The 19,732-nt window shown below is 68.8% G+C and carries 24 protein-coding genes; 15 read left to right on the top strand and 9 right to left on the bottom strand.

Features of this window, described 5'->3' with window-relative positions:
- Positions 1-164: 164 nt before the first annotated feature.
- The 5 genes from K8O92_06285 (at position 165) to K8O92_06265 (ending at position 3,657) form a co-directional block, all read left to right on the top strand.
- Positions 165-1,412, top strand: a complete 1,248-nt coding sequence (locus K8O92_06285) for a lipase family protein (GenBank protein UAK33554.1) — start codon at positions 165-167, stop codon at positions 1,410-1,412.
- Between the two features lie 89 nt (positions 1,413-1,501).
- The gene (locus K8O92_06280) at positions 1,502-2,710 is read left to right on the top strand and encodes an inorganic phosphate transporter (protein ID UAK33553.1); all 1,209 of its coding nucleotides are present in this window, start codon (positions 1,502-1,504) and stop codon (positions 2,708-2,710) included.
- Positions 2,711-2,720: 10 nt separating this feature from the next.
- The gene (locus K8O92_06275; protein UAK33552.1) at positions 2,721-3,005 is read left to right on the top strand and encodes a hypothetical protein; all 285 of its coding nucleotides are present in this window, start codon (positions 2,721-2,723) and stop codon (positions 3,003-3,005) included.
- Positions 3,006-3,016: 11 nt separating this feature from the next.
- Complete coding sequence (locus tag K8O92_06270; GenBank protein ID UAK33551.1) at positions 3,017-3,352, top strand: DUF3349 domain-containing protein; 336 nt, start codon at positions 3,017-3,019, stop codon at positions 3,350-3,352.
- Between the two features lie 14 nt (positions 3,353-3,366).
- Positions 3,367-3,657 carry a DUF3349 domain-containing protein gene (locus tag K8O92_06265; GenBank protein UAK33550.1) on the top strand — a complete coding sequence of 97 codons (291 nt, stop codon included), beginning with the start codon at positions 3,367-3,369 and terminating at the stop codon, positions 3,655-3,657.
- Between the two features lies 1 nt (position 3,658).
- Here the strand turns inward: K8O92_06265 and K8O92_06260 are convergent, their stop codons facing one another.
- Together K8O92_06260 and K8O92_06255 are read right to left on the bottom strand one after the other, a co-directional pair.
- Entirely contained in the window at positions 3,659-4,099 is a 441-nt protein-coding gene (locus tag K8O92_06260; GenBank protein UAK33549.1) for a DUF4254 domain-containing protein, read from the bottom strand.
- A gap of 57 nt (positions 4,100-4,156) precedes the next feature.
- On the bottom strand, positions 4,157-4,450 hold the full coding sequence (locus tag K8O92_06255) for a hypothetical protein (protein UAK33548.1): 294 nt from the start codon (positions 4,448-4,450) through the stop codon (positions 4,157-4,159).
- A gap of 188 nt (positions 4,451-4,638) precedes the next feature.
- Between K8O92_06255 and K8O92_06250 the strand changes: the two genes are divergently transcribed.
- Positions 4,639-5,499, top strand: a complete 861-nt coding sequence (locus K8O92_06250; protein UAK33547.1) for a DUF5753 domain-containing protein — start codon at positions 4,639-4,641, stop codon at positions 5,497-5,499.
- Between the two features lie 31 nt (positions 5,500-5,530).
- On the top strand, positions 5,531-5,722 hold the full coding sequence (locus K8O92_06245; protein ID UAK35478.1) for a DUF397 domain-containing protein: 192 nt from the start codon (positions 5,531-5,533) through the stop codon (positions 5,720-5,722).
- A 259-nt stretch (positions 5,723-5,981) separates the two neighbouring features.
- Here the strand turns inward: K8O92_06245 and K8O92_06240 are convergent, their stop codons facing one another.
- The 6 genes from K8O92_06240 to K8O92_06215 form a co-directional block, all read right to left on the bottom strand.
- The gene (locus tag K8O92_06240) at positions 5,982-6,344 is read right to left on the bottom strand and encodes a VOC family protein (GenBank protein ID UAK33546.1); all 363 of its coding nucleotides are present in this window, start codon (positions 6,342-6,344) and stop codon (positions 5,982-5,984) included.
- Between the two features lie 48 nt (positions 6,345-6,392).
- Positions 6,393-7,217, bottom strand: a complete 825-nt coding sequence (locus tag K8O92_06235; GenBank protein UAK33545.1) for a class II fructose-bisphosphate aldolase — start codon at positions 7,215-7,217, stop codon at positions 6,393-6,395.
- A 52-nt stretch (positions 7,218-7,269) separates the two neighbouring features.
- Complete coding sequence (locus tag K8O92_06230) at positions 7,270-8,205, bottom strand: hexose kinase (GenBank protein ID UAK35477.1); 936 nt, start codon at positions 8,203-8,205, stop codon at positions 7,270-7,272.
- A gap of 14 nt (positions 8,206-8,219) precedes the next feature.
- Positions 8,220-9,377, bottom strand: a complete 1,158-nt coding sequence (locus tag K8O92_06225) for an amidohydrolase family protein (protein ID UAK33544.1) — start codon at positions 9,375-9,377, stop codon at positions 8,220-8,222.
- On the bottom strand, positions 9,374-10,447 hold the full coding sequence (locus K8O92_06220) for an ROK family protein (GenBank protein ID UAK33543.1): 1,074 nt from the start codon (positions 10,445-10,447) through the stop codon (positions 9,374-9,376). Before K8O92_06220 ends, K8O92_06225 begins: the two co-directional genes overlap by 4 nt.
- An 82-nt stretch (positions 10,448-10,529) precedes the next feature.
- Entirely contained in the window at positions 10,530-11,441 is a 912-nt protein-coding gene (locus K8O92_06215; protein UAK33542.1) for a sugar isomerase, read from the bottom strand.
- Positions 11,442-11,622: 181 nt separating this feature from the next.
- On the opposite strand from K8O92_06215, the gene K8O92_06210 reads away from it, so the two are divergent.
- The 5 genes from K8O92_06210 (at position 11,623) to K8O92_06190 (ending at position 16,389) form a co-directional block, all read left to right on the top strand.
- Complete coding sequence (locus K8O92_06210; GenBank protein UAK35476.1) at positions 11,623-12,852, top strand: extracellular solute-binding protein; 1,230 nt, start codon at positions 11,623-11,625, stop codon at positions 12,850-12,852.
- Between the two features lies 1 nt (position 12,853).
- Positions 12,854-13,735, top strand: coding sequence for a sugar ABC transporter permease (locus tag K8O92_06205; protein UAK33541.1), 882 nt, complete (start codon positions 12,854-12,856; stop codon positions 13,733-13,735).
- Complete coding sequence (locus K8O92_06200) at positions 13,732-14,625, top strand: carbohydrate ABC transporter permease (GenBank protein ID UAK33540.1); 894 nt, start codon at positions 13,732-13,734, stop codon at positions 14,623-14,625. The genes K8O92_06205 and K8O92_06200 overlap by 4 nt, the downstream gene beginning before the upstream one ends.
- A 111-nt stretch (positions 14,626-14,736) precedes the next feature.
- Positions 14,737-15,480: a TetR/AcrR family transcriptional regulator gene (locus tag K8O92_06195; GenBank protein UAK33539.1), complete on the top strand. Its 744-nt coding sequence runs from the start codon at positions 14,737-14,739 to the stop codon at positions 15,478-15,480.
- Between the two features lie 117 nt (positions 15,481-15,597).
- Entirely contained in the window at positions 15,598-16,389 is a 792-nt protein-coding gene (locus K8O92_06190) for a DeoR/GlpR family DNA-binding transcription regulator (protein ID UAK33538.1), read from the top strand.
- 35 nt (positions 16,390-16,424) lie between these two features.
- Here the strand turns inward: K8O92_06190 and pnuC are convergent, their stop codons facing one another.
- Positions 16,425-17,114, bottom strand: coding sequence for a nicotinamide riboside transporter PnuC (gene pnuC, locus K8O92_06185; protein ID UAK33537.1), 690 nt, complete (start codon positions 17,112-17,114; stop codon positions 16,425-16,427).
- A 155-nt stretch (positions 17,115-17,269) separates the two neighbouring features.
- Here pnuC and K8O92_06180 point away from each other — a divergent pair, with 155 nt between their 5' ends.
- Genes K8O92_06180 through K8O92_06170 form a run of 3 tightly spaced genes read left to right on the top strand, consistent with a single transcriptional unit; the run spans position 17,270 to position 19,663 of the window.
- On the top strand, positions 17,270-18,073 hold the full coding sequence (locus K8O92_06180; GenBank protein UAK33536.1) for an ABC transporter ATP-binding protein: 804 nt from the start codon (positions 17,270-17,272) through the stop codon (positions 18,071-18,073).
- Positions 18,070-18,816 (top strand): ABC transporter permease subunit, encoded by a 747-nt coding sequence (locus K8O92_06175; GenBank protein UAK33535.1) that lies wholly within the window; start codon positions 18,070-18,072, stop codon positions 18,814-18,816. The genes K8O92_06180 and K8O92_06175 overlap by 4 nt, the downstream gene beginning before the upstream one ends.
- 49 nt (positions 18,817-18,865) lie before the next feature.
- Positions 18,866-19,663 (top strand): ABC transporter permease subunit, encoded by a 798-nt coding sequence (locus K8O92_06170; GenBank protein ID UAK33534.1) that lies wholly within the window; start codon positions 18,866-18,868, stop codon positions 19,661-19,663.
- The last annotated feature ends 69 nt before the right edge of the window (positions 19,664-19,732 follow it).

Below are 19,732 nucleotides of genomic sequence, written 5' to 3'. Positions count from 1 at the left end.
TGTGAAGCGCGCACGCTCCCGAGCAGGAGCGTGTCGGTCGCGCGAGGCGCGTCGAGCCGCTGTAAGTATGGGCAGCGCAAGGTTCCGGATGGCCGCCACAATGCTCTGGTCCGGCCGGTTCGTGCTTCCGGACAAGGAATCGGCGGGCGGGTGGGATGATGCGAATGGTGCTGTCCGGGCGGTGTGTCCGGCTCGTAATGTCGCTGCTGGGCGCGTTGGCGGTGAGTGCGGTAGGTCCGCAGGCGCAGGCGAATCCGATCGAGCAGTTCCTCACGCCTTCCCGCGAATATCCCGGGATCCTCCCCACGCCGCTGGGTGATCCGTTCTACACGCCGCCGCCGGACTTCGAGAGCCTGCCGCCGGGAACGGTTCTCGCGTCCCGCCCGGGAGGCACCGGCCTGACCGTGTTCCCGCTGGAGTCGACCGAACTGCTGATCCGGTCCACCGATTCCAAGGGGCGTCCGGTGCCGGTGGTCGCGACGTTGCTCGTGCCGCGGACACCGTGGCCCGGGCCGGGGCCGCGCCCGGTGCTGTCGTTCAATGCCGCCATCGACTCGCTCGGGCATCGGTGCGCACCGTCCTACGAACTCAGGACCGTGTTGTCGGCCAAGTTGTGGGCCGCCCAGATCCCGCTGGCCAGGGGGTACGCGGTGCTCGTGCCGGACCACCAGGGCCCGCGACAGGCATACGGGGCGGGCCTGATGGCCGGGCACGCGGTGCTCGACTCGATCCGGGCCGTGGTGGGAACGCCGGAGCTCGGGCTGCGTCCGGACGCTCCGACGGTGGTCACCGGATACTCCGGCGGGGCGATCGCGAGCGGGTGGGCCGCGCAGCTGGCCCCCGAATACGCGCCGGAGCTGAATCTGGTGGGTGCGGCGTTCGGCGGTGTTCCCGCCGACTTCGGCATGCTGCTGTCCACCATGAACGGCCGTAACTTGGCTTCCGGGGTCTTCCTGGCCGCGACGCTCGGACTGGCCCGGGAGTATCCCGAGATGCTCGACCTGATGAACGACAACGGCTGGCGGCTGGCGCAGATCGGCAAGGACGTGTGCATGTCGGCGGAGGAATTCGCCGGGGTCGTCGCTCCGATCCCGGTGCAGGCGCTCACCCACGCCGCCGCGCCCACCGAGCTGCCGATGATCCAGGAGATATTGGCCGCCAACCGGCTGGGAGCGAGCGCGCCGACGGTGCCGGTGTTCCTCTATCACGCCACGCACGACCCATGGGTGCCGCTGGCCGGTGCGGAGAAGCTCTACACGGACTGGTGCGGCGCGGGGACGCCGGTGGATTTCCAGGTCTATCTCGGCGAACACTTCCTGGTCGGCCTCAGCGGCATACCCGGCGCGAACTCGTGGATCGATGACCGGTTCGCCGGGCGTGCGACCATCCCGCACTGCACCCGATCCGGCTGATACCGGACGAACCAGGCTAGTCCATGGCGGCCGGAGGACTTTCGGTAACCACATGGCTATGACGTTCGGCGGTGCAGCACACTGGAGGCGTGACCGTCGAATTCCTGGTTCTCCTGATCGTCATCGTCACGGCACTCGCATTCGATTTCACGAACGGCTTCCACGACACGGCGAACGCGATGGCGACCTCGATCGCCACCGGAGCCCTCCGGCCGCGCGTGGCGGTCGCGCTGTCGGCGGTGCTGAACCTGGTCGGCGCGTTCCTGTCGGTCGCCGTGGCCGCCACCGTGGCGAAAGGCATCGTCCGGCTCGACGCCGTCAGCGGCCACGATCTGCTCGTCATCGTGTTCGCCGGTCTGGTCGGCGGAATCCTGTGGAACCTGCTCACCTGGCTGTTCGGTCTGCCGTCGAGTTCGTCGCACGCGCTGTTCGGTGGCCTGATCGGGTCGACGCTGGCCGCGCTCGGGTGGAGCGGCGTGATCTGGGCGTCCGGCTCCGAAGGCGTGCTCACCAAGATCGTTCTTCCGGCCGTGCTCGCGCCCATCGTCGCCGCGCTGGTCTCGGCGATCGGCACGTGGCTGGTGTACCGGATCACCCGCGGCGCCGACGAGGACAAGGTCACCGAGGGGTTCCGGTGGGGCCAGATCGGCTCGGCCTCGCTGGTCTCGCTGGCGCACGGCACGAACGACGCCCAGAAGACGATGGGCGTGATCTTCCTCGCGCTCGTCGCGCACGGGACACTCACCAAGGACGCCGAGCTGCCGCTGTGGGTGATGGCCGCCTGTGCCGTGGCCATCGCGGCGGGCACCTATCTCGGCGGCTGGCGGATCATCCGCACACTGGGCAAGGGCCTGGTCGAGATCGACTCGCCACAGGGGCTCGCGGCAGAATCCGCGTCGGCCGCGATCATCTTGACTTCCGCCCATTTCGGTCTGCCGCTGTCCACCACGCAGACCGCCACCGGCTCCATCCTCGGTACCGGCCTCGGCAAGGGCGCCGAGGTGCGCTGGAGCGTGATGGGGCGGATGGTGGTCGCATGGTTGCTCACGCTGCCGCTGGCCGGAGTGGCCGGGGCGATCTGCTGGGCCATCGCCCACTTCGTCGGCGGGCTGGCCGGGGTGCTCGTGGTCTTCGGTCTGCTGATCGGGCTGTCGACGCTGATGTGGCTGCGGTCGCGGCGCAATCCGGTGCACACCGGCAATGTCAACGAGTGGCCGGGCGACGGGACCGACCCGGCGGCACCCGCCGGCGACGACCGGACCACGTCGGCGGACTCGAACCGATCGGCCCAGGTGTAGGAGGACCAGCGTGCACACTCTCGTCACGAATCTGAGCGGGCTGTGGAAAGTCGTCGCGGCCGGGCTGGTGCTCGGAGCGGGCTTGCCGATGATCTTCGCGATCGGGGTGCGCTTCTGGTCGATGTCGGAGACGGCCGACGCGGATACCAGCACCGTGCGGCGCAACTATCCCGCGCTCACGGCAGCGCTGACGTGCTTCGCGGTGGTCGTCGTCGCGATCGTGGGCGGAATCCTGTACACGGCGAAGGCGTTCCTCGCCGCCAGATTCGGCATCCATCTGTTCGGCCAGGCGTGAGGAGTGGCACCGTGACCGAACCAGTGAAACCCGCACCGACCCGGCCGAAGCTGCTCGGCAAGGTAGTGGGCTGGCTCCGTGCCGGGTATCCGCAGGGCGTTCCGCGATCGGATTACGTGGCGCTGTTCGCCGTGCTGCACCGGCACCTCACCGACTACGAGGTGGTCGTCATCGCCGAGGAGTTGGTGGCTTCGAACCCGGACAGCGGGATCACCCGCGTCGAGATCGAGCAGGCCATCGCCCGGATCGCCATGGAACAGCCGGACGAAGGCGACGTCGCCCGCGTTGCCTCCCACTTGGCGGCAGGCGGCTGGCCGCTGGCCGATCCACCCGCTGATTCCGACTGACCGAGCCGCCGCCGATGCCACCTTTCCTGAACGCGATCATCGGCTGGCTGCGGGTCGGATACCCGGATGGCGTGCCGGAATCCGACTACATCCCGCTGCTCGCGCTGCTGCGCCGTCGCCTGTCCGACGAGGAGGTCGCACGGATCGCCGCCGAGCTGGCCGGTGCGGGCGGGGCGGACATCGATGAGACCGATATCCAGGTGATGATCACCAAGATCACCAACGCGATGCCGTCGGAAGCCGACGTGGCCCGGGTGCGCGCCCGTGTGGAGGCCAATGCCTGGCCGCACCCGGACGGGGAATGAGTCACGGCTGCTCGCGCGGGCCGCTGAGGTAGGGCAAGCGGCGCACGCCCGCCGCGACCTCATAGGCGAGATCCTCGTAGCCGAGCGCCAGTTCGGCCAGGCGCTCCCAAGCATTGTGCACCGCCCATTCCGGCGCCCCAGCGAGGATCGCGTACGCGCAGGCGGAGAACTGAGCGAGACGATCGACCACCATGCCGACGGTCTCGGTGTGCATGTGCGCACCGCCGTGTGGCGGCGGCGCCTCGGTGGCGACCCAGCGATCGACGGCGAGGACGAGCCGGGCGCGATCCCGGTCGATGTCGTTCGCACCGCCCGGTTCACGGCCGAGGCGGCGCTTGTGCAATCCCGTGAGTAGGTGGGCGGACTCCAGGATGGGGTGGGCGCGGTGCGGCGCGCTACGGCAGGCCTGAAGGACGAGCTCTTTGGTCGGCAGTGGTTCCACTGCGGATAACCCCCTCGGTCGAAATGGTCGCGCCGGGCATTACGCGAGACGCGAATATCAGCGGCGACGACGCCCGCCCGGACGGTGGCGATGGGACAACGGCCCGCCGTCCCATGGCGATTCGATGACGACGAGCCCGACGGCCTCCAGTGCCGTGAGCCCGAACCGGCACGTCAGCTCCTCCGTCAGTGAAACCATCTCCGCCGCTTGGATAGCCGCCGTCGCCTGCTCCGTGGTCACCATCCGGCCACGCAGGTAGGACACCACCCACGCGTCGTCGCTGACCCGGCGCGCCTGATGCGGCGTCCGGTCACTGACGATCCAGATCCGGTCGACGACGTGCACGGACATCAGAACCCCCTCCATCCCCGCAGGGCGGGTTCCGATGACAGCCCCCGCCTGTGATGCACAACACAAGCAGCTTAGAAGTCGGTCCGTGATAGGTCAAGTTGACCAGTCCATTTGACAAACTTCGCGGGCTGTGGATGCGGGTACGGTCATCTGCACGAACAGCCGGAGCCGGAAGGACTCATCGGACGATGGCACCACTCTCGCCCACGGTCGCCCGCTGGGAGCTCATGCTCCGGATCAAGCGCCGCCGCACCGAGTTCGACGTCTCCGCGTCCCTCATCGCCAAGGAACTGGGCTTCACCCTGTCGTACTGGTCGAAGGTCGAGAAGGAACGCGTCCTGGCCGAGGACAAACTGCGAAAGCTGATGAGCCTGCTGGAATTCGACCCGGACGAGCGCGAGGAGATGTTGCGGCTGCGCGATATCGCCAAGCGCCGAGGGTGGTGGTCTGAGTACGCCGGGTTGCTGTCGGACGAGGTGTTGCGCCTGTACGGGTTGGAGCACGGGGCCGAGCGCGTTCGTACCTACGAAAGTGTCCTGATCCCTGGGTTGTTGCAAACGCGCGAGTACGCACGCGCACTGTTCACCAACGACCTCGCTCGTGTTCGAAGGGTGGAGATCGACCAGTGGGTCGAGGTGCGTATGCGCCGCCAGGAAAGAGTGACCGGGTCCGATCCGCTGCGCCTGGTTGCTGTGATCGGCGAAGCGACGCTCACCCAGCGCACGGGTGGTGGCGACGTGCTTCGTGGGCAACTCCGCCATCTGGCGGCGCTGATCGAGCGCTACCCCGAAACCGTGGACCTGAGGATCATTCCGTTCGACGCGCCTGGCGGAGTGCTGCTCGGCGGGGCGACCTTTCACGTGCTCGGCTTCGAGAGCGCACTGCTGCCGGACATCGGTTGGAGCGAGACCCTCGTTCAGTTGGGATTGATCGAGGATGCCGAGCCGGTACGGCATCTGAACACGATGTTCGACAGCGCGCTCGCCGAGCACGCCATGTCCCGAACCGATTCGCTCGCGCTGATCGAGGCCAGAGTCGACGGCTTGTAAGCTCGAGATTGTGGATAGCTCGAATTTCCCTGTGCGGGGCTGGTTCAAGTCGTCCTATTCCAGTGACAGCCAGGCGTGCGTAGAGGTTCGCTTCGACGGCGACCGAATCCTGGTTCGAGACAGCAAGTTCGCGGGAGTACCGGGGGCATCCCCCGTGCTGGCGTTCACGCCGACGCAGTGGGCGGCATTCACAACGGCCATCCGCGCCGCGGAAATCACCTAGCGGCCCCACCACAGCGCGCCTCTCCCAGCCGACTCTCAGCTTCACTACACCGAAAACTCAGCTCCACCGGGAAGAGTGACCCCGTCGATGCGAAGCGATCCATCGACAGCCCTGCCGGTGGACAACTGCCCTGCCCACCATGAGAACCGGCCGGCGGCGCGCACCCTCGCGTGCGCCGCCGGCCGTTCGCTTTCGCCAGGGGCACCTGGCTGCGGCGAAACCCGAGTAGACGTCTCGGTGATGCGCCACTAGTGGAGGATCAGTGGTGGGGGCGTTCGATGCAGAATTCGTTGTTCTCGGGATCGCGGAGGGTGACCCAGCCGAGGCCATCGGGGGTTCGGTGGTCTTCGTGCAGGGTTGCGCCGAGGGCGAGGACGCGGTCGACTTCCTCGTCGCGGGTGCGTTCGGCGGGCATCCAGTCGAGGTGGACTCGGTTTTTCACCGCCTTTGGTTCGGGGACTCGGATGAACAGCAGGCCCGGGGTTCCTTCCGGTGCCTCCACGACGGCGTAGTCGTCGTCGGGTCCATTGGCCTGCGCCACCGGCCATCCGGTGACGGCGCTCCAGAACGACGCGAGGGCGAAGGGGTCGGAACAGTCGACCGTCACATGTCGAATGATCATTCCCTCATCTGATCACGCGGTGGGCCGGTGATGAAGCGGCACGCGCGATCAGGCGAGGAGGCGGAGGAAGTGCTCGACTTCCGCCTGCACGGCGGCGCGGGCGGGGGTGAGGTACTTGCGTGGGTCGGAGAGGTGGGAATCGTATGCGAGGCAGGCGCGGACGGCGGCTGTCATCCGAATGTTCAGGCGGGTGGCGATGTTGATCTTCGTCATGCCGTGGTCCACGGCGTCGCGGAGACCTCGATCCGGGACGCCGGAGGAGCCGTGCAGCACCAAGGGGACGGGAACCTTCGCCGCCAGGTGGGCGATCAGGTCGTTGTCGAGTGCCGCCGTGCGGGTGTGCATGGCGTGCGAAGAGCCGACGGCCACCGCCAGTGCGTCGACACCGGTGGCGCTCACGAACTCGACGGCTTCGTCGGGATCGGTGCGCACCCCGGGTGCGTGCGCGCCATCCTTGCCGCCCACCGCGCCGAGTTCGGCTTCGACGTGCACCCCGCGCTCATGGCACCAGGCCGCGACCTCGGCGGTGGTCGCGAGGTTGTCGGCGTAGTCCAGGGCCGAGCCGTCGTACATGACAGAGTGGATACCGAGATCGACCGCGGTGCGCACCAATTCGGCGCTGGTGGCATGGTCGAGATGAACCGCGACGGAGGCGTCGCTGTCGGCGGCGATGCGCAGGCATGCGAGTGCGAGGGGCGCGATGCCGCCGTGATAGATCGCCGTGTTCTCCGAAAGTTGCAAGACCACTGGCCTTTTCGCCGACTCCGCTGCTGCGGCGATCGCCTCGGCATGCTCGAGGGTGATCACATTGAACGCGCCGAGCCCACCCGGACGGGCCGCGGAGATCAGATCCGGGATCGAGGTCAGTGGCATAGTTCGCGCTGCCCTTCGGCCTCCGCTGGAGGCTCGGTGTGGTCGGCGGTGGTCATGGGAGCGCTTTCTGTGGTTCGGGTAGATCCAGTTGTTCGACCTGAACGGTCGGGGCCAGTCGGGTCCGCAGACAACGGTCGATCTCACCGGCCACCGGGACCACCACGGCCGCCGCGGAGGTCGCCACCGCATCGGCGAGCAGCGCGGGCCAGTCCGTGCTCGATGCGGATGCCAGGGCGGCGATCATCGCCGCCACCGCCGCATCGCCCGCACCGGTGGGATTCCCGGCGAGCGGTTCGGGCAACGCCGCCGACCACGCGCCGTCAGCGGTCACCGCGGTGATTCCCTCCGTCCCGCGCGTGGCGATCACGGCCCGGACTCCGTTCTCGATGAGCGGGTGCACGGCGGTGACGATCTCGTCCGCGGACGCGGGTTCCGCGCCGGTGAGGCGTTGCAGCTCAGCCGCGTTCGGCGTGAGCACGATGCCAGGTACCTGGGCGGCCAAGCGCAGTGCCTCGCCGTCGACGTCACAGATGGTGGGCACATCGGCCGCGATGGCGTTGCGCGCGATCTCGGCGGGCAGCGCGGGTTCGATGCCGCCCGGCAGCGACCCGGAGATGACCAGCCCGGCGATATCGGGGAGCATGCCGGCCACCCGGACGGCCAACTGCTCGGCGGCATGCGGATTGGAGACCCGCGCGCCCGGCTCCCACAGCGCGGTGGCGGTCCCGTCGTCGGATTCGCTGATCACCACGGTGCGGCGCACCCAGGGCAGCGCGTGCACGAAGTCGACCGGCAACTCCAGTTCGGCGGCGGCCGCGAAGGCGTGGTCGGAGAATCCGGTAGCCCTGGCGTACCTGCCGAGCTGGTTCAGCACCCGGGTCACGTTGATGCCCTTGCCGCCGATGCGCTGCTCCACCGACCGGACCCGATGGGCCTGCCCGCGTTCGAAGCGTTCGACGCGATAGGTCATGTCGTACGCGGGATTCATTGTCACGGTGAGGATCACCTCAACCACTGTCCACGTCTGAGCACCCTGCGCAAGTGGAGATTGTCACTGGCTGTCAGAATGTCGGCGAAGTGGCCGGGCCGCAGGTCACCGACGTCGGCGAGCCCGAGCGCGGCGGCCGGAACCGAGGTGGCCGCGCACACCGCCTCCCGCAGCCCGACGCCGGATTCGCGCACCGCGCGCGCGAGGCACTCCAGCAGGGTGCTGACTCCGCCCGCGATCGACCCGTCGGCGATGCGCGCCACCCCGTGCCGCACGGTCACCGGCTGCGGACCGAGCTGGTACTCGCCGTCGCCGAGTCCGGCCGCCTGCATGGCGTCGGTGACCAGCGCGACCCGCCCCGGCGCGGTCGCGAACACCAGCGCGGCGAAGCCCGGATCCACGTGCACGCCGTCGCCGATCAGCTCCACGATCGCGTCCCCGGCGGCCGCGGCCACCAAAGCCGCCGCCACCGGACCCGGGTGCCGGTGATGCAGCGGTGGCATGCCGTTCGCCAGGTGCGTCACGATGCTGCCCGATCCGTGCGGGCGCAGGGCATTACGAAAAGCCCGGTAGTCGGTGTCGCTGTGGCCGAGCGCGACCACCACCCCGTTGTCGGTCAGCCGCTGCGCGACGGCCGCGTAGCCGGGGCGCTCCGGCGCGAGCGTCATCGCCCGCAGGTGTGGGCCTCCGGCGGCCAGCAGTTGCTCGGTCAACCCGAGATCGGGGTCGCGCAGGAAACGCGGATCCTGTGCTCCGCATCGCGCCTCGGAGAGGAAAGGCCCCTCGACATGGATTCCGCCGAGCACGCCTTCCTCGGCGAGTTCGCGCAGGGTGGCGGTCTGCGCCACCATCTCCGTGCCGGGGCCGGTGACCACGCTCGCCACCACCGTGGTCGAGCCGCGCGCATGGTGCGATTCGGCCGCCATCCGCGCGTACGTGCTGTTCACGGTGTCGAACCGGTACCCGAATCCGCCGTGATTGTGAATGTCCACAAGCCCCGGCAGCACGGTGCCGGAAAATGGCGGCTCAGGTAAATCGGGATGCGTCGCGCGCCATTGCCTGAACGACCGGACCGCCTCGATCCGGTCTCCGGAGACCAGGACGACGCCGTCGTTCAGCGTGACGCTCGCCGAGACGATGCGTCCGCGAATCAGTTCGGTGTACGGCGTCATGTCAGTGCCCCTCGGCGGGCGAAGAGGGCGGCGCCCGCCAGCCCGGCGCGGGCGCCGAACTCGCCGAGCACCACTCGCGGTGCGGGGACCAGGCGGAGCCGGTCCGTCAGCGCCCGGTGCAGTGGGGCGGTCAGCGCCGTGCCCGCTCCGGCGAGGCCGCCGCCGAGGACGACCAGTTCGGGACAGGCGGCGTGCACGATGCCGACCAGCCCGTCGGCGAGCGCCTCGACCGCGTCCTCGACCACGGCGGCGGCGTCGGGGTCGGTGGACATGAGGGCGAAGACCTCGGCGGCGCCGGTCGTCTCCCGTCCGGTGCGGCGGGTGTAGGCGCGCGCGATGGCCGCGCCCGACGCGACCGTCTCGACGCAGCCGGTATTGCCGCACGGGCAGGGCAAGCCGCCCGCGCGCCGCACCGGCACGTGCCCGTACTCGCCGACCTGCCCGTAGCTGCTGCGCACCAACCGCCCGCCGACCGACAGCGTCCCGGAGATACCGGTGCCGAGAATGACGACGCACACGTTCTCGTGGCCCTGCCCGGCGCCGTACTTCCATTCCGCCCAACCGGCCACGGCGACATCGTGTTCGATCAGCGTCGGCACGCCCCAGCGCTCGGTGAAGCGATCGCCCACATGCACGTCGCGCCAACCGACGTTGCTGCTGAACACCGCGATCGAGCGCGTGGTATCGACGATCCCCGGCAGCACCACCGCCGCGCGGCGCACCCGGCCGCGGTCGGATTCCGGCAGTTCGGCCAGCAACCGCTCGCCGAGCTCGCCCATCGCGTCGAAGGCGACCGGACCGTGGGGCGTGGCGACCGAGCCCATCGCCAGAGCCGCGCCTTCGGCATCGGTGACCTCGCCTTTGATGGTGGTTCCGCCGACATCCAGTCCGAGCACGAGCGCCTCGCCCGGTAGCGGCGCGGTGAGCGTCGTCGTGCCGAGCACGGTCGTGGCCCGCCCCGAGCCCGAACGCCCGGTCGGCTCGTCGCGGCGCGAGTTGGTCTCAGGGGTGCGCGGCCCGGCCACGGACGCACCAGAACCCGCCGGTGTCCTCGGCTGTTCGTTTCCCATGCTCGGCACAGTAGTTCGTGGCGAACCCTGGGCCAGGGTGCGCGCGGCCTGGCCACGACCGGTTCTCACCGCACGTGCTCGATCACGACTTCAAGACCACGGAGCGATTCAGGCCGCGCGGATGGTCCGGGTCCAGCCCCAGGTCGGCGGCACGCAGGACGCAGAGCCGGTGCACCCGCAGCAGATCCGCCATCGGGTCGATCTCGCGGTGTTCCAGGTGGGCGCCGGTGGCGGCGACATCGTCGGCGAATCCCGGCTCCAGCGGCCCGAAGGCCCAAACCGCCCGGCCCGGCGCCGAGATGGCGATGGGGCCGTGGCGGTACTCGGTCGCCGGATAGGCCTCCGTCCAGGACTGGCAGGATTCGCGCAGCTTGAGCGCCGCCTCGTCGGCGATGGCCGCCGCGAATCCCATGCCGACGAAGCTGATCTGCTCGGCGCCGCGTACCGCCACCAGCGACTCGGCGGGCTGCTCGGCGAGCACGGCGCGAGCTTGGGCGATCACCGGCGTGAGGTCCTCGCCGAGGTGGCTGCGCAGGATGGCGAGGGTGGTGGTCGCGAAACGGGTCTGCACCACCGACCGCTCGTCGACCTGCTCGATGAGGATCGGATCACCCAGTTCGAGGACAGGTGTGCCGGGACTGGAGCAGATCACCGCGCGAGGGACGCGCGCCGGGATCGCCCGCATGGCGCGGATGACCTCGGTGGTGGTGCCGGAGCGGCAGATCACGAGGTAGCGGTCGTACTCCCGGGCCGGGACCGCGCTGGCTGGCCAGGCATCCGTGAGCCCCCGGCCCGCGCCCTCCCGCAGCGCCGCGATCGCCCGGGACATGAAATACGACGTGCCGCACCCGATCACGGCGACGCGCTCGCCCGGCTTCGGCAGTGCGGCGTGATGATCCGCGGCGATGGTGGCGGCGTGCGTCCAGTCGTCCGGCTGGGTCGCCACCTCGGTGGCCAGATGTGGTTCCGGCGTGTGGTCGGCAGGCGTAGGCACCTGAACAGCTTCGCTCGACGTGATCGTTCATGTCAAATTTACGATCAAATCGGTCACATATGATCACCATCCGGGCTAGATTGAGGCGCACGGACGGTGTGTCCTCCCATCATCGGCGGCTCCGCTGGCGCCGGGTGGGTAAATCTGAAAGGTTCTGCTCGTGAAAAGACCATTCCACCGCGTGCTTGCCGGAGTCGCGATGGTCACCGGCCTCGCGCTGACCCTCTCGTCCTGCGGGTTCGGTCCGAAGAATGCCGCGGACTCCGACACTACGATCAATCTCCTGGCCCCCGCCTACAGCGACGGCGCCACGGGCACCAAGGCGCTGTGGGACGGCGTCATCGCCGAATTCCAGAAGCAGAACCCGGGCATCACGGTGAATTTGCAGATGGAATCGTGGAACTCGATCAACGACGTGGTGCGCACGAAGCTCCAGTCGCAGGCGACCACCCCGGACATCCTCAACATCGACGCCTACGCCAGCTTCGCCGCAGACGGCTTGCTCTACCCGGCCACCGACATCGTCTCCGCGCCGGTGCTGGCGGACATCCAGCCGGCCTTCGCGCAGAACGCGTCGCTGAACGGCACCCAGTACGCACTGCCGTTGTTCGCCTCCACTCGCACCCTGTTCTACAACACCGAATTGTTCGACAAGGCGGGCATCGTCCGGCCGCCGAAGACCTGGGCCGAGCTGACCGACGTGGCGAAGAAGATCCAGGCGCTCGGCGGCGGCGTCTCCGGGTACGGGCTCCCACTGGGTAGCGAGGAGGCGCAGGGCGAGGCCTCCATCTGGACCTTCGGCGCGGGCGGCTCCTGGGCCGACGGCGACCGGATCACCGTGGACACCCCGGAGAACCTGGAGGGTGTGCGGGCCATGCGTGAACTCATCGATGCCGGCGCCACTCAACCGAATCCGGGCGCGACCGACCGCAAGGACGTGATCAACGCCTTCATCCAGGGCAAGATCGGCATGATCGAAGCGCTGCCGCCCACCATCGGCCAGATCACCGCGAAGAACCCCGGCCTGCGCTACGCGACCGCGCCGTCGCCGACCAAGACCGGCAACCCGGTGACGCTGGGTGTGGCCGACCACCTGATGGCGTTCAAGAAGGACGGCGCGAAAGCCGAGTCGATCAAGAAGTTCCTCGACTACTTCTATTCGGCCGCGGTGTACGCGAACTTCGTCAAGCACGAGGGCTTCATCCCGATCACGCACAGTGCCGCCGCCGCGCTCGCCGATGACCCCGTGACGAAAGCGTTCGCCGCCACGCTCTCGGTGGCACGGTTCTACCCGAGCAACAACCCGAAATGGGCCGCGGCTCAGGGCGCCATCCGCCAGCAGATGGGCACGATCGGACAGGGCGCGGACCCGGCTCAGGTATTGCGTCGCATCCAGGAAGCCGCGAACTGACGTGCGGCGCAGGGGATTGCCGGCGGCGTTGCCGTGGATCGCGCCTTCGCTGGTCCTGATCGCGGGCATCGTCGCCTTCCCGGCCTGCTACATGGTGTGGACCAGCACCAGGGACCTCACCGCCTACGGCCAGGACCGCGGCAACGCCGGACTGGCCAACTACCGGAGCCTGTTCGCGATCTCGGAACTCGGCTCGGTGTTTGCCCACACGGTGGTCTGGGTGGTCGGCGTCGTGCTGCTCACCCTGGTGCTGTCCGCGGCGCTGGCCCAGTTCCTGCACAAGGACTTCCCCGGCCGCACCGCCGTGCGGATGGCGATCCTGGTGCCGTGGGCGGCGTCGGTGGTGATGACGACGACGATCTTCTACTACATGCTCGACCCGGACGTCGGCATCGCGAACCGGTTCCTGGTCGACATCGGCCTGCTCGACCGCGGTTACGGCTTCACCAAGCAGCCGGCACAGGCGTTCCTCGTGGCGATGGCCGTCGCGGTATTCGTCTCGGTGCCGTTCACGACCTACACGATTCTGGCCGGGTTGCAGTCGATCCCGGCGGAGATCGAGGAGGCGGGGCGGGTCGACGGCGCGAGCGCGTGGCAGCGCTACCGCCATCTCACGTTGCCGCAGCTGCGTCCGGCGATCGCGGTGGCGACCATCATCAACATCATCAACGTGTTCAATTCGCTGCCGATCCTGCAAGTGATCACCGGCAGCATCGCCGGGTTCTCGGCGGACACCACCACGACGCTCACGTTCAAGCTGATCCGGCAGAACCAGCAGGTCGACACCGCCGCCGCGATGAGCGTGCTGAACTTCGCGCTGATCGTCGTCGTCATCGCGATCTACGTCCGGCTGGTCCGCCCGACCCGGGAGGTCGACCGATGACGACGCGGGTGCGGGTCCGCGAGCAGGTGCCGATGGCGCCGGTCGCCGCGGCCGAACCCGCGCGGCGGGAGCGACGGCGCTGGGAGCTCACCGCGGTCGGCGTGGTGCTCGCCGCGGGGTTCCTGCTGCCTTTCGTCGTGATGGTGCTCGGGTCGTTGAAGAGCGGAGCCGAGATCCTGCGCATCCCGCCGACGTATCTGCCGCAGTCCTGGCATCCGGACAACTACACGACGATGTGGGACACCCCCGAGACGCCGCTGCCGTTCAATCTGGCCAGCACGATCATCATCACCGTCTGCGCCACCGCGCTGGTGCTGGCCGTGGCGATACCGGCGGGGTACTACACCGCCCGGCACCGCTTCCCGGGTCGCGGAGTGTTCCTCGGTGTGGTGCTGGTGACCCAGATGTTGCAGCCCACGGTGCTGGTCACCGGGTTGATCCGCGAGTTCTTCGCGCTCGGCATCAATGACACCTGGCTGGCCATGATCCTGGTCAACGCCGCGTTCAACTTGTCCTTCGCGGTGTGGATCCTGCACAGTTTCTTCGCCGCGATCCCGGTGGAGATCGAGGAAGCCGCGATGCTCGACGGACTCGGCCGCTGGCAGACGCTGGTGCGGGTGAGCCTGCCGCTGGTCTGGCCCGGCATCGTCACGGCGACGATCTTCGTCGCGGTGGCGTGCTGGAACGAATTCGCTGCCAGCCTGGTCGTGCTGACCACGCCGGAGAATCAGCCGCTGTCGGTGGCGCTGACCAAGTTCGTCGGCCAGTACGACACCGCCTGGCAGTACGTGTTCGCGATCTCCACCGTCGGCATCATCCCGGTGGTGCTGCTGTTCGCTGTCATCGAGAAGCGTCTGGTCGCCGGCTTGACGGCGGGCAGCGTGAAATAGTTCGGGCACGATCGATTCCGTTGCCGCCCATGGCGGAAACGTCCGGCGACATGGTTGCGTGTCTACCGTTCAGCGCGCTGACGAAAGGTAGCCGCGCGGTAGCATCGAACGGTGACACGGCGGGATCACCGACCCAGAGACGGTCGTAGCTACGGCGGACTGTCCAAGCAACAGCGGGTTGCCCAGCGGCAGACCCGGCTGATCGACGCCGCTCTCGAACTATTCGGCACCCAGGGTTACGCGGCCACGTCGATCGAACGCCTCTGCGCCGTGGCGAATGTCTCCACGCGCAGTTTCTACGAGGACATGGGCAGCCGCGAGGCACTGCTCATCGCCCTGGCCAATCGCATCACCTCCCGTGCGCTGGAATGCGCGATCGCGGCGCTGGCGGCCACCGAGAACGAGCCCCTGCCCGCGCGCGTGGTGGCGAGTTTCCGCGCGTATCTGGGCGTCACGTGTGCCGACGCCCGGTGCGCGCGAGTTTGCTATGTGGAGATCGTCGGCGTCAGCGCCGCGGTGGAGGAGTGGCGCAGGCAGCAGCGCCGCTTGCTCTCGGCGTTGCTGATCAGCGAGGCCGAACGCGCCGTCGGCCGCGGCGAGACCGGCCCGCGGCGTTTCGATCTCTTCGCACTGGCGGTGATCGGCGCGGTCACGTCCCTGGCCCAGGAATTGGTGCACAGCACCGCCCCGGACGCGACAGTGAGTCTGGACGAAATCTGCGAAGAAATCGCCTATTTCGTGAACTCCGGTCTGTCTCTCACAGGGGCCGATGTGCCCAGGGGAGACGGGGCCGGACGCTTTTCCCACCCACCGACGCTCCGGTCGAGGCCCGCGGTCGAGGTCGATGTGCCTTGAGCCGACCCGGCTCGGCACCGGCCGCAGGCAATCTTCGCGGTCGGCGCGTGCGTGTGGTCATATTGTTCGCGTGCTCGCCGAAACAGCAGGTCCCCCGTGCGAGCGGGGCGGTGTGAGATGACCGGGTCGACGGATCGACCGCAACGGTGGAACCGGTTGCTCGAGCTGCTCGCCGAGTCCGGTCGGCTCTCGGTGGAGGAGGCCGCCGAGCGGCTCGGCGTGTCCGCCGCGACGGTGCGCCGCGATTTCACCGCGCTCGCCGAGCAACAGCTGGCGACCCGGACGCACGGCGGTGTTGTGGCCACCTCGGTGGCCTACGACCTGCCCGCCCGCTACCGGCAGAGCGCGGGCGAGGCCAAGCAGCGCATCGCCGAGCACGCCGCATCCCTGGTCGATCCGCACGCGGTGGTGGGGATGAACGGCGGCACCACCACAACGGCGGTGGCCAGGGCGCTGGCCGGGCGCACCGATCCGGATTCGTCGGGGGACGAGCAGCTGACCATCGTCACCAACGCGCTGAACATCGCGGGAGAGATGGTGCTGCGGCCGCACATGCGCACCATCGTCCTCGGCGGAGTGGCGCGGCGGGAGTCCTACGAGCTGCACGGGCCGCTCGCCGAACGGGCGCTGGCCGAATTGCGGCTCGACGAGCTCGTGCTCGGGGTGAACGCGATCTCCGCCGAGGGCGGCGCCCAGTGCAGGCACATCGATGAGGCCGGGGTGACCACCGAGATGGTGCGGCGTTCCGGGCGGGTGCTGGTGGTGGCCACCGGGGACAAGCTCGAACGCACCGCCCTGGCCCGCATCTGCGGCATCGAGCAGGTGCACGTGCTGGTCACCGACACCGACGCCGATCCGGTCGCGGTGGAGAAGATCCGAGCGGCGGGCGTACGGGTCGACGTGGTGTAGCGGAGCCGGATACGGGACGCTGCCCGTTTTCCGGCCTACTCCGCGGTGGCGGGCGTCAGCGGCCGCGGGGTCTCGGCGTCCGGCCGCATGCCGCGTGTCCAGACGAGGAATCCCCAGGCCACGAAGCCCGCGTAGACGAAATACAGCGCGGCCGAGGGGTAGTAGCCCGCGCGCACCAGCAGCGGGATGCCGACCAGGTCGACCGCGATCCAGATCAGCCAGAACTCGGCCAGCCCGCGGGCCATGCCGTAGGTGGCCAGAACCGAGCCGGTGAAGATCCACGCCTCGGCCCACGGACCGTAGGAACCGAGCCACTCGAAGAGCTGGGCGAACACCACCGTGCCCACGAGCATCGCCGCCACGAGCACGACGCGTTCGCGCGTCCTGGCCCAGCGCGGGTCGACGCCGCGATGCTCGAGCCCGGTCTGCCGCGCCGCGTGGCGGTACCAGCTCCACCAGCCGTACACGCTGACCGCGACGAACATCAGCTGGCGTCCGGCCTGCCCGGCCATGTTCAGCTGCTGAGGGGTGTGGAAGACGCCGCCGACGAACACGGTGAACAGCAGGGCGTTCCCGGCGATGCCGACCGGCCAGGCCCAGACGCGCCGCCGCATGCCGCCGATCGCGGAGGCCAAGCCGAAGCCGTTGCCGATCACTTCGCGCCAGAGGATCTCCGAGCCCGCGATGTGCAACTTGGCGTCGAGCAGCGTGAGGATCGGGTTCACCTGTCGTGCAACCCGCGGCGGGCCGTTTCTCATCCGGATCGGATCGCCGCGATTCGAAATCCATCTCGCGGCCGCGGTGCGGACCTTAACGATTGCGCAATCTGGCGGCGCGATTCGCAATATCGGTGCAATGGCGTGCTCCTAGGGTGGCCGTCATGAGCACGGACAGCGCCGCCGCCGGGGGGACCGGGATTCATCTCAGCGGATTGACCAAGACCTTCCGGGTCGGGCGGAAAACCGTGCAGGCATTGGCGAGCGTCGATCTGCACACCGAGCAGGGTGCCTTCCTGTCGCTGCTCGGTCCTTCCGGCTGCGGCAAGTCGACCGTGCTGCGCATTCTCGCCGGGCTGGAGACGCCGACCGCGGGCAAGGCGCTGATCGACGGCGCGACCCCCGCCGAGCTGCGCGGACGCCACGCGCTGGGCATCGCCTTCCAGGATTCGGCGCTGTTGCCGTGGCGTTCGGTGGAATCGAATATCAAGCTGCCGCTGCAAGTCGCGGGCATCACGCCGGAGGCGAATCGGATCGATGACCTGATCCGGCTGGTGGGGCTGGAAGGGTTCGAGAAGGCCAAACCCGCGCAGTTGTCCGGCGGTATGCGCCAGCGTGTCTCGATCGCGCGGGCGCTGGTGGTGCAGCCGGCGGTGCTGCTGCTGGACGAACCGTTCGGCGCACTCGACGACATGACCAGGCAGCGGCTCAATCTGGAGCTGCTGCGGATCTGGACCGAGAAGCCCGCGACCACGCTGATGGTCACGCACGGCATCGCGGAGGCGGTGTTCCTGTCCGACGTGGTGGCCGTGATGAGCCCGCGGCCGGGACGGGTGCTGGAACTGGTCGAGATCGATCTGCCGCGCCCACGACTGCCGGAGATGATGCGCACGCCGGAGTTCCACAAGTTGCACGACTACTTGTCGGAGCTGCTGTTCGGGACCTCGGGGAAAGGAGGGGTGGCATGAAGCGCTTCGGTGGTGCGCTCGGCGTGCTCGGACTGGTCGCCGTGTGGTGGGCTCTGGCGGCGTTCGAGGTCGCGGGCGGCACCATACCCAGCCCCTGGCGAGTGCTGCACACCATGTACACCGACGGATGGGATCTGTACGGCCCGAATTTCCGGATCACCGCCCTCGGCGCGCTGCAAGGATTCGTCTGGGGCAACGGCCTGGCCATCGCGCTGGCAATCCTGATCGTGCTGATCCCGCCGATCGAGTCGCTGGCCACCCAGCTGGCGATCCTGAGCTACTGCACTCCATTGCTCGCGCTGGGCCCGATCATCCTGGTCGTCTTCGGCGGACGCACCCCGACGGTGTTCCTCGCCGCGATGTACTGCTTCTTCACCACCATGGTCGGCACCGTCACCGGTCTGCGCTCGGCCGACCGGACCAGTCTGGACCTGGTGCGCGCCTACGGCGGCGGCCGCTGGCAGCAGTTGTACCGGGTGCGGGCGGTTTCGGCGTTGCCCAGTACCTTCGCGGCGTTGAAGATCGCCGCGCCCTCGGCCGTGCTCGGCGCGATCATCGGCGAGTATCTCGGCGGCGTGGACAGCGGTATCGGGGTGGCGCTGACCGCTGCGCAGACGTCCTACAACGTGCCGCGCACCTGGGGTATGGCGCTGGCCGCCGCGGCGCTGGCCGGACTCGGGTACGCGTTGGTAGCCTTGGCCGCCCGGATGGCCGCTCCGTGGACCGCGCAGGAGGCGCGATGAAAAGCCATGCGACGGGCCTTGTCTCGGCCGCGAATGTGGAGGACGCCGGATGAACCTCCTGCGCCGAATCGGGGTCTTCCTGTTCCCGCTGTGCACCTCGCTGCTGTTGATGCTGGGGATCTGGTACGTCTTCCTGAAGGCGTTCCCGCAGGTCGGCCCGCGGGTCGGCAAGACGCCCGGCGATATCTGGACCTACTTGGTGACGGCGCAGGGCGCCGACGCCGCGCGGGAAGCGATCATCGACGACTTGCGGATCACGCTGCGCGACGCGGCCATCGGATTCGGCGCGGGCATGCTCGCCGCACTGGTGGTCGCCGCGCTGTTCGTGTCGTTCGCCGCGGTCGAGCAGACCTTCCTTCCGGTGGCGATGCTGTTGCGCTCGGTGCCGCTGGTTGCGCTCACGCCGATCATCGTGCTGGTGTTCGGCCGTGGCCTGGCCGGGGTGGCGGTGCTCGCCGCGATCGTGGTGTTCTTCCCCGCTCTGGTCATGATCATGGCGGGCCTGCGCAGCGCGCCGCGGCAAGCGCTGGAGCTGGTGACCGCCTTTGGCGGGTCGCGGTGGACCGGGCTGCGCATGGTGGCCGTGCCCGCCGCGCTGCCCTCGGTGTTCGCCGCGGCGCGGATCTCGGTGCCGGGCGCGCTGATCGGGGCGTTGCTCGGGGAGTGGCTGGGCAGCGGCACCGGGTTGGGCGCCAGCCTGATCCGCGCCATCCCGACGTTCCAATACAGCAAGCTGTGGGCCTCGATCGTCATCGTCACCCTGGTCTCGGTGGCGCTCTACGCGATCGTCGGGGTGGTCGAGAATCTGGTGCTCGCGCGGTTCGGACCCGAAGCCGGGCGAAGCTGACCGATATGTCCGACCGATGATATTCGCGCGAATTCGCGCTCGGAACGCCAAAGTAAAGAAAACGAAACG

The sequence above is a fragment of the Nocardia asteroides genome (assembly GCA_019930625.1).
GTDB classification, from domain to species: domain Bacteria; phylum Actinomycetota; class Actinomycetes; order Mycobacteriales; family Mycobacteriaceae; genus Nocardia; species Nocardia sputi.
The sequence above is the reverse complement of the archived record's forward strand: the minus strand, read 5'-3'. Positions and strand labels throughout refer to the sequence as shown.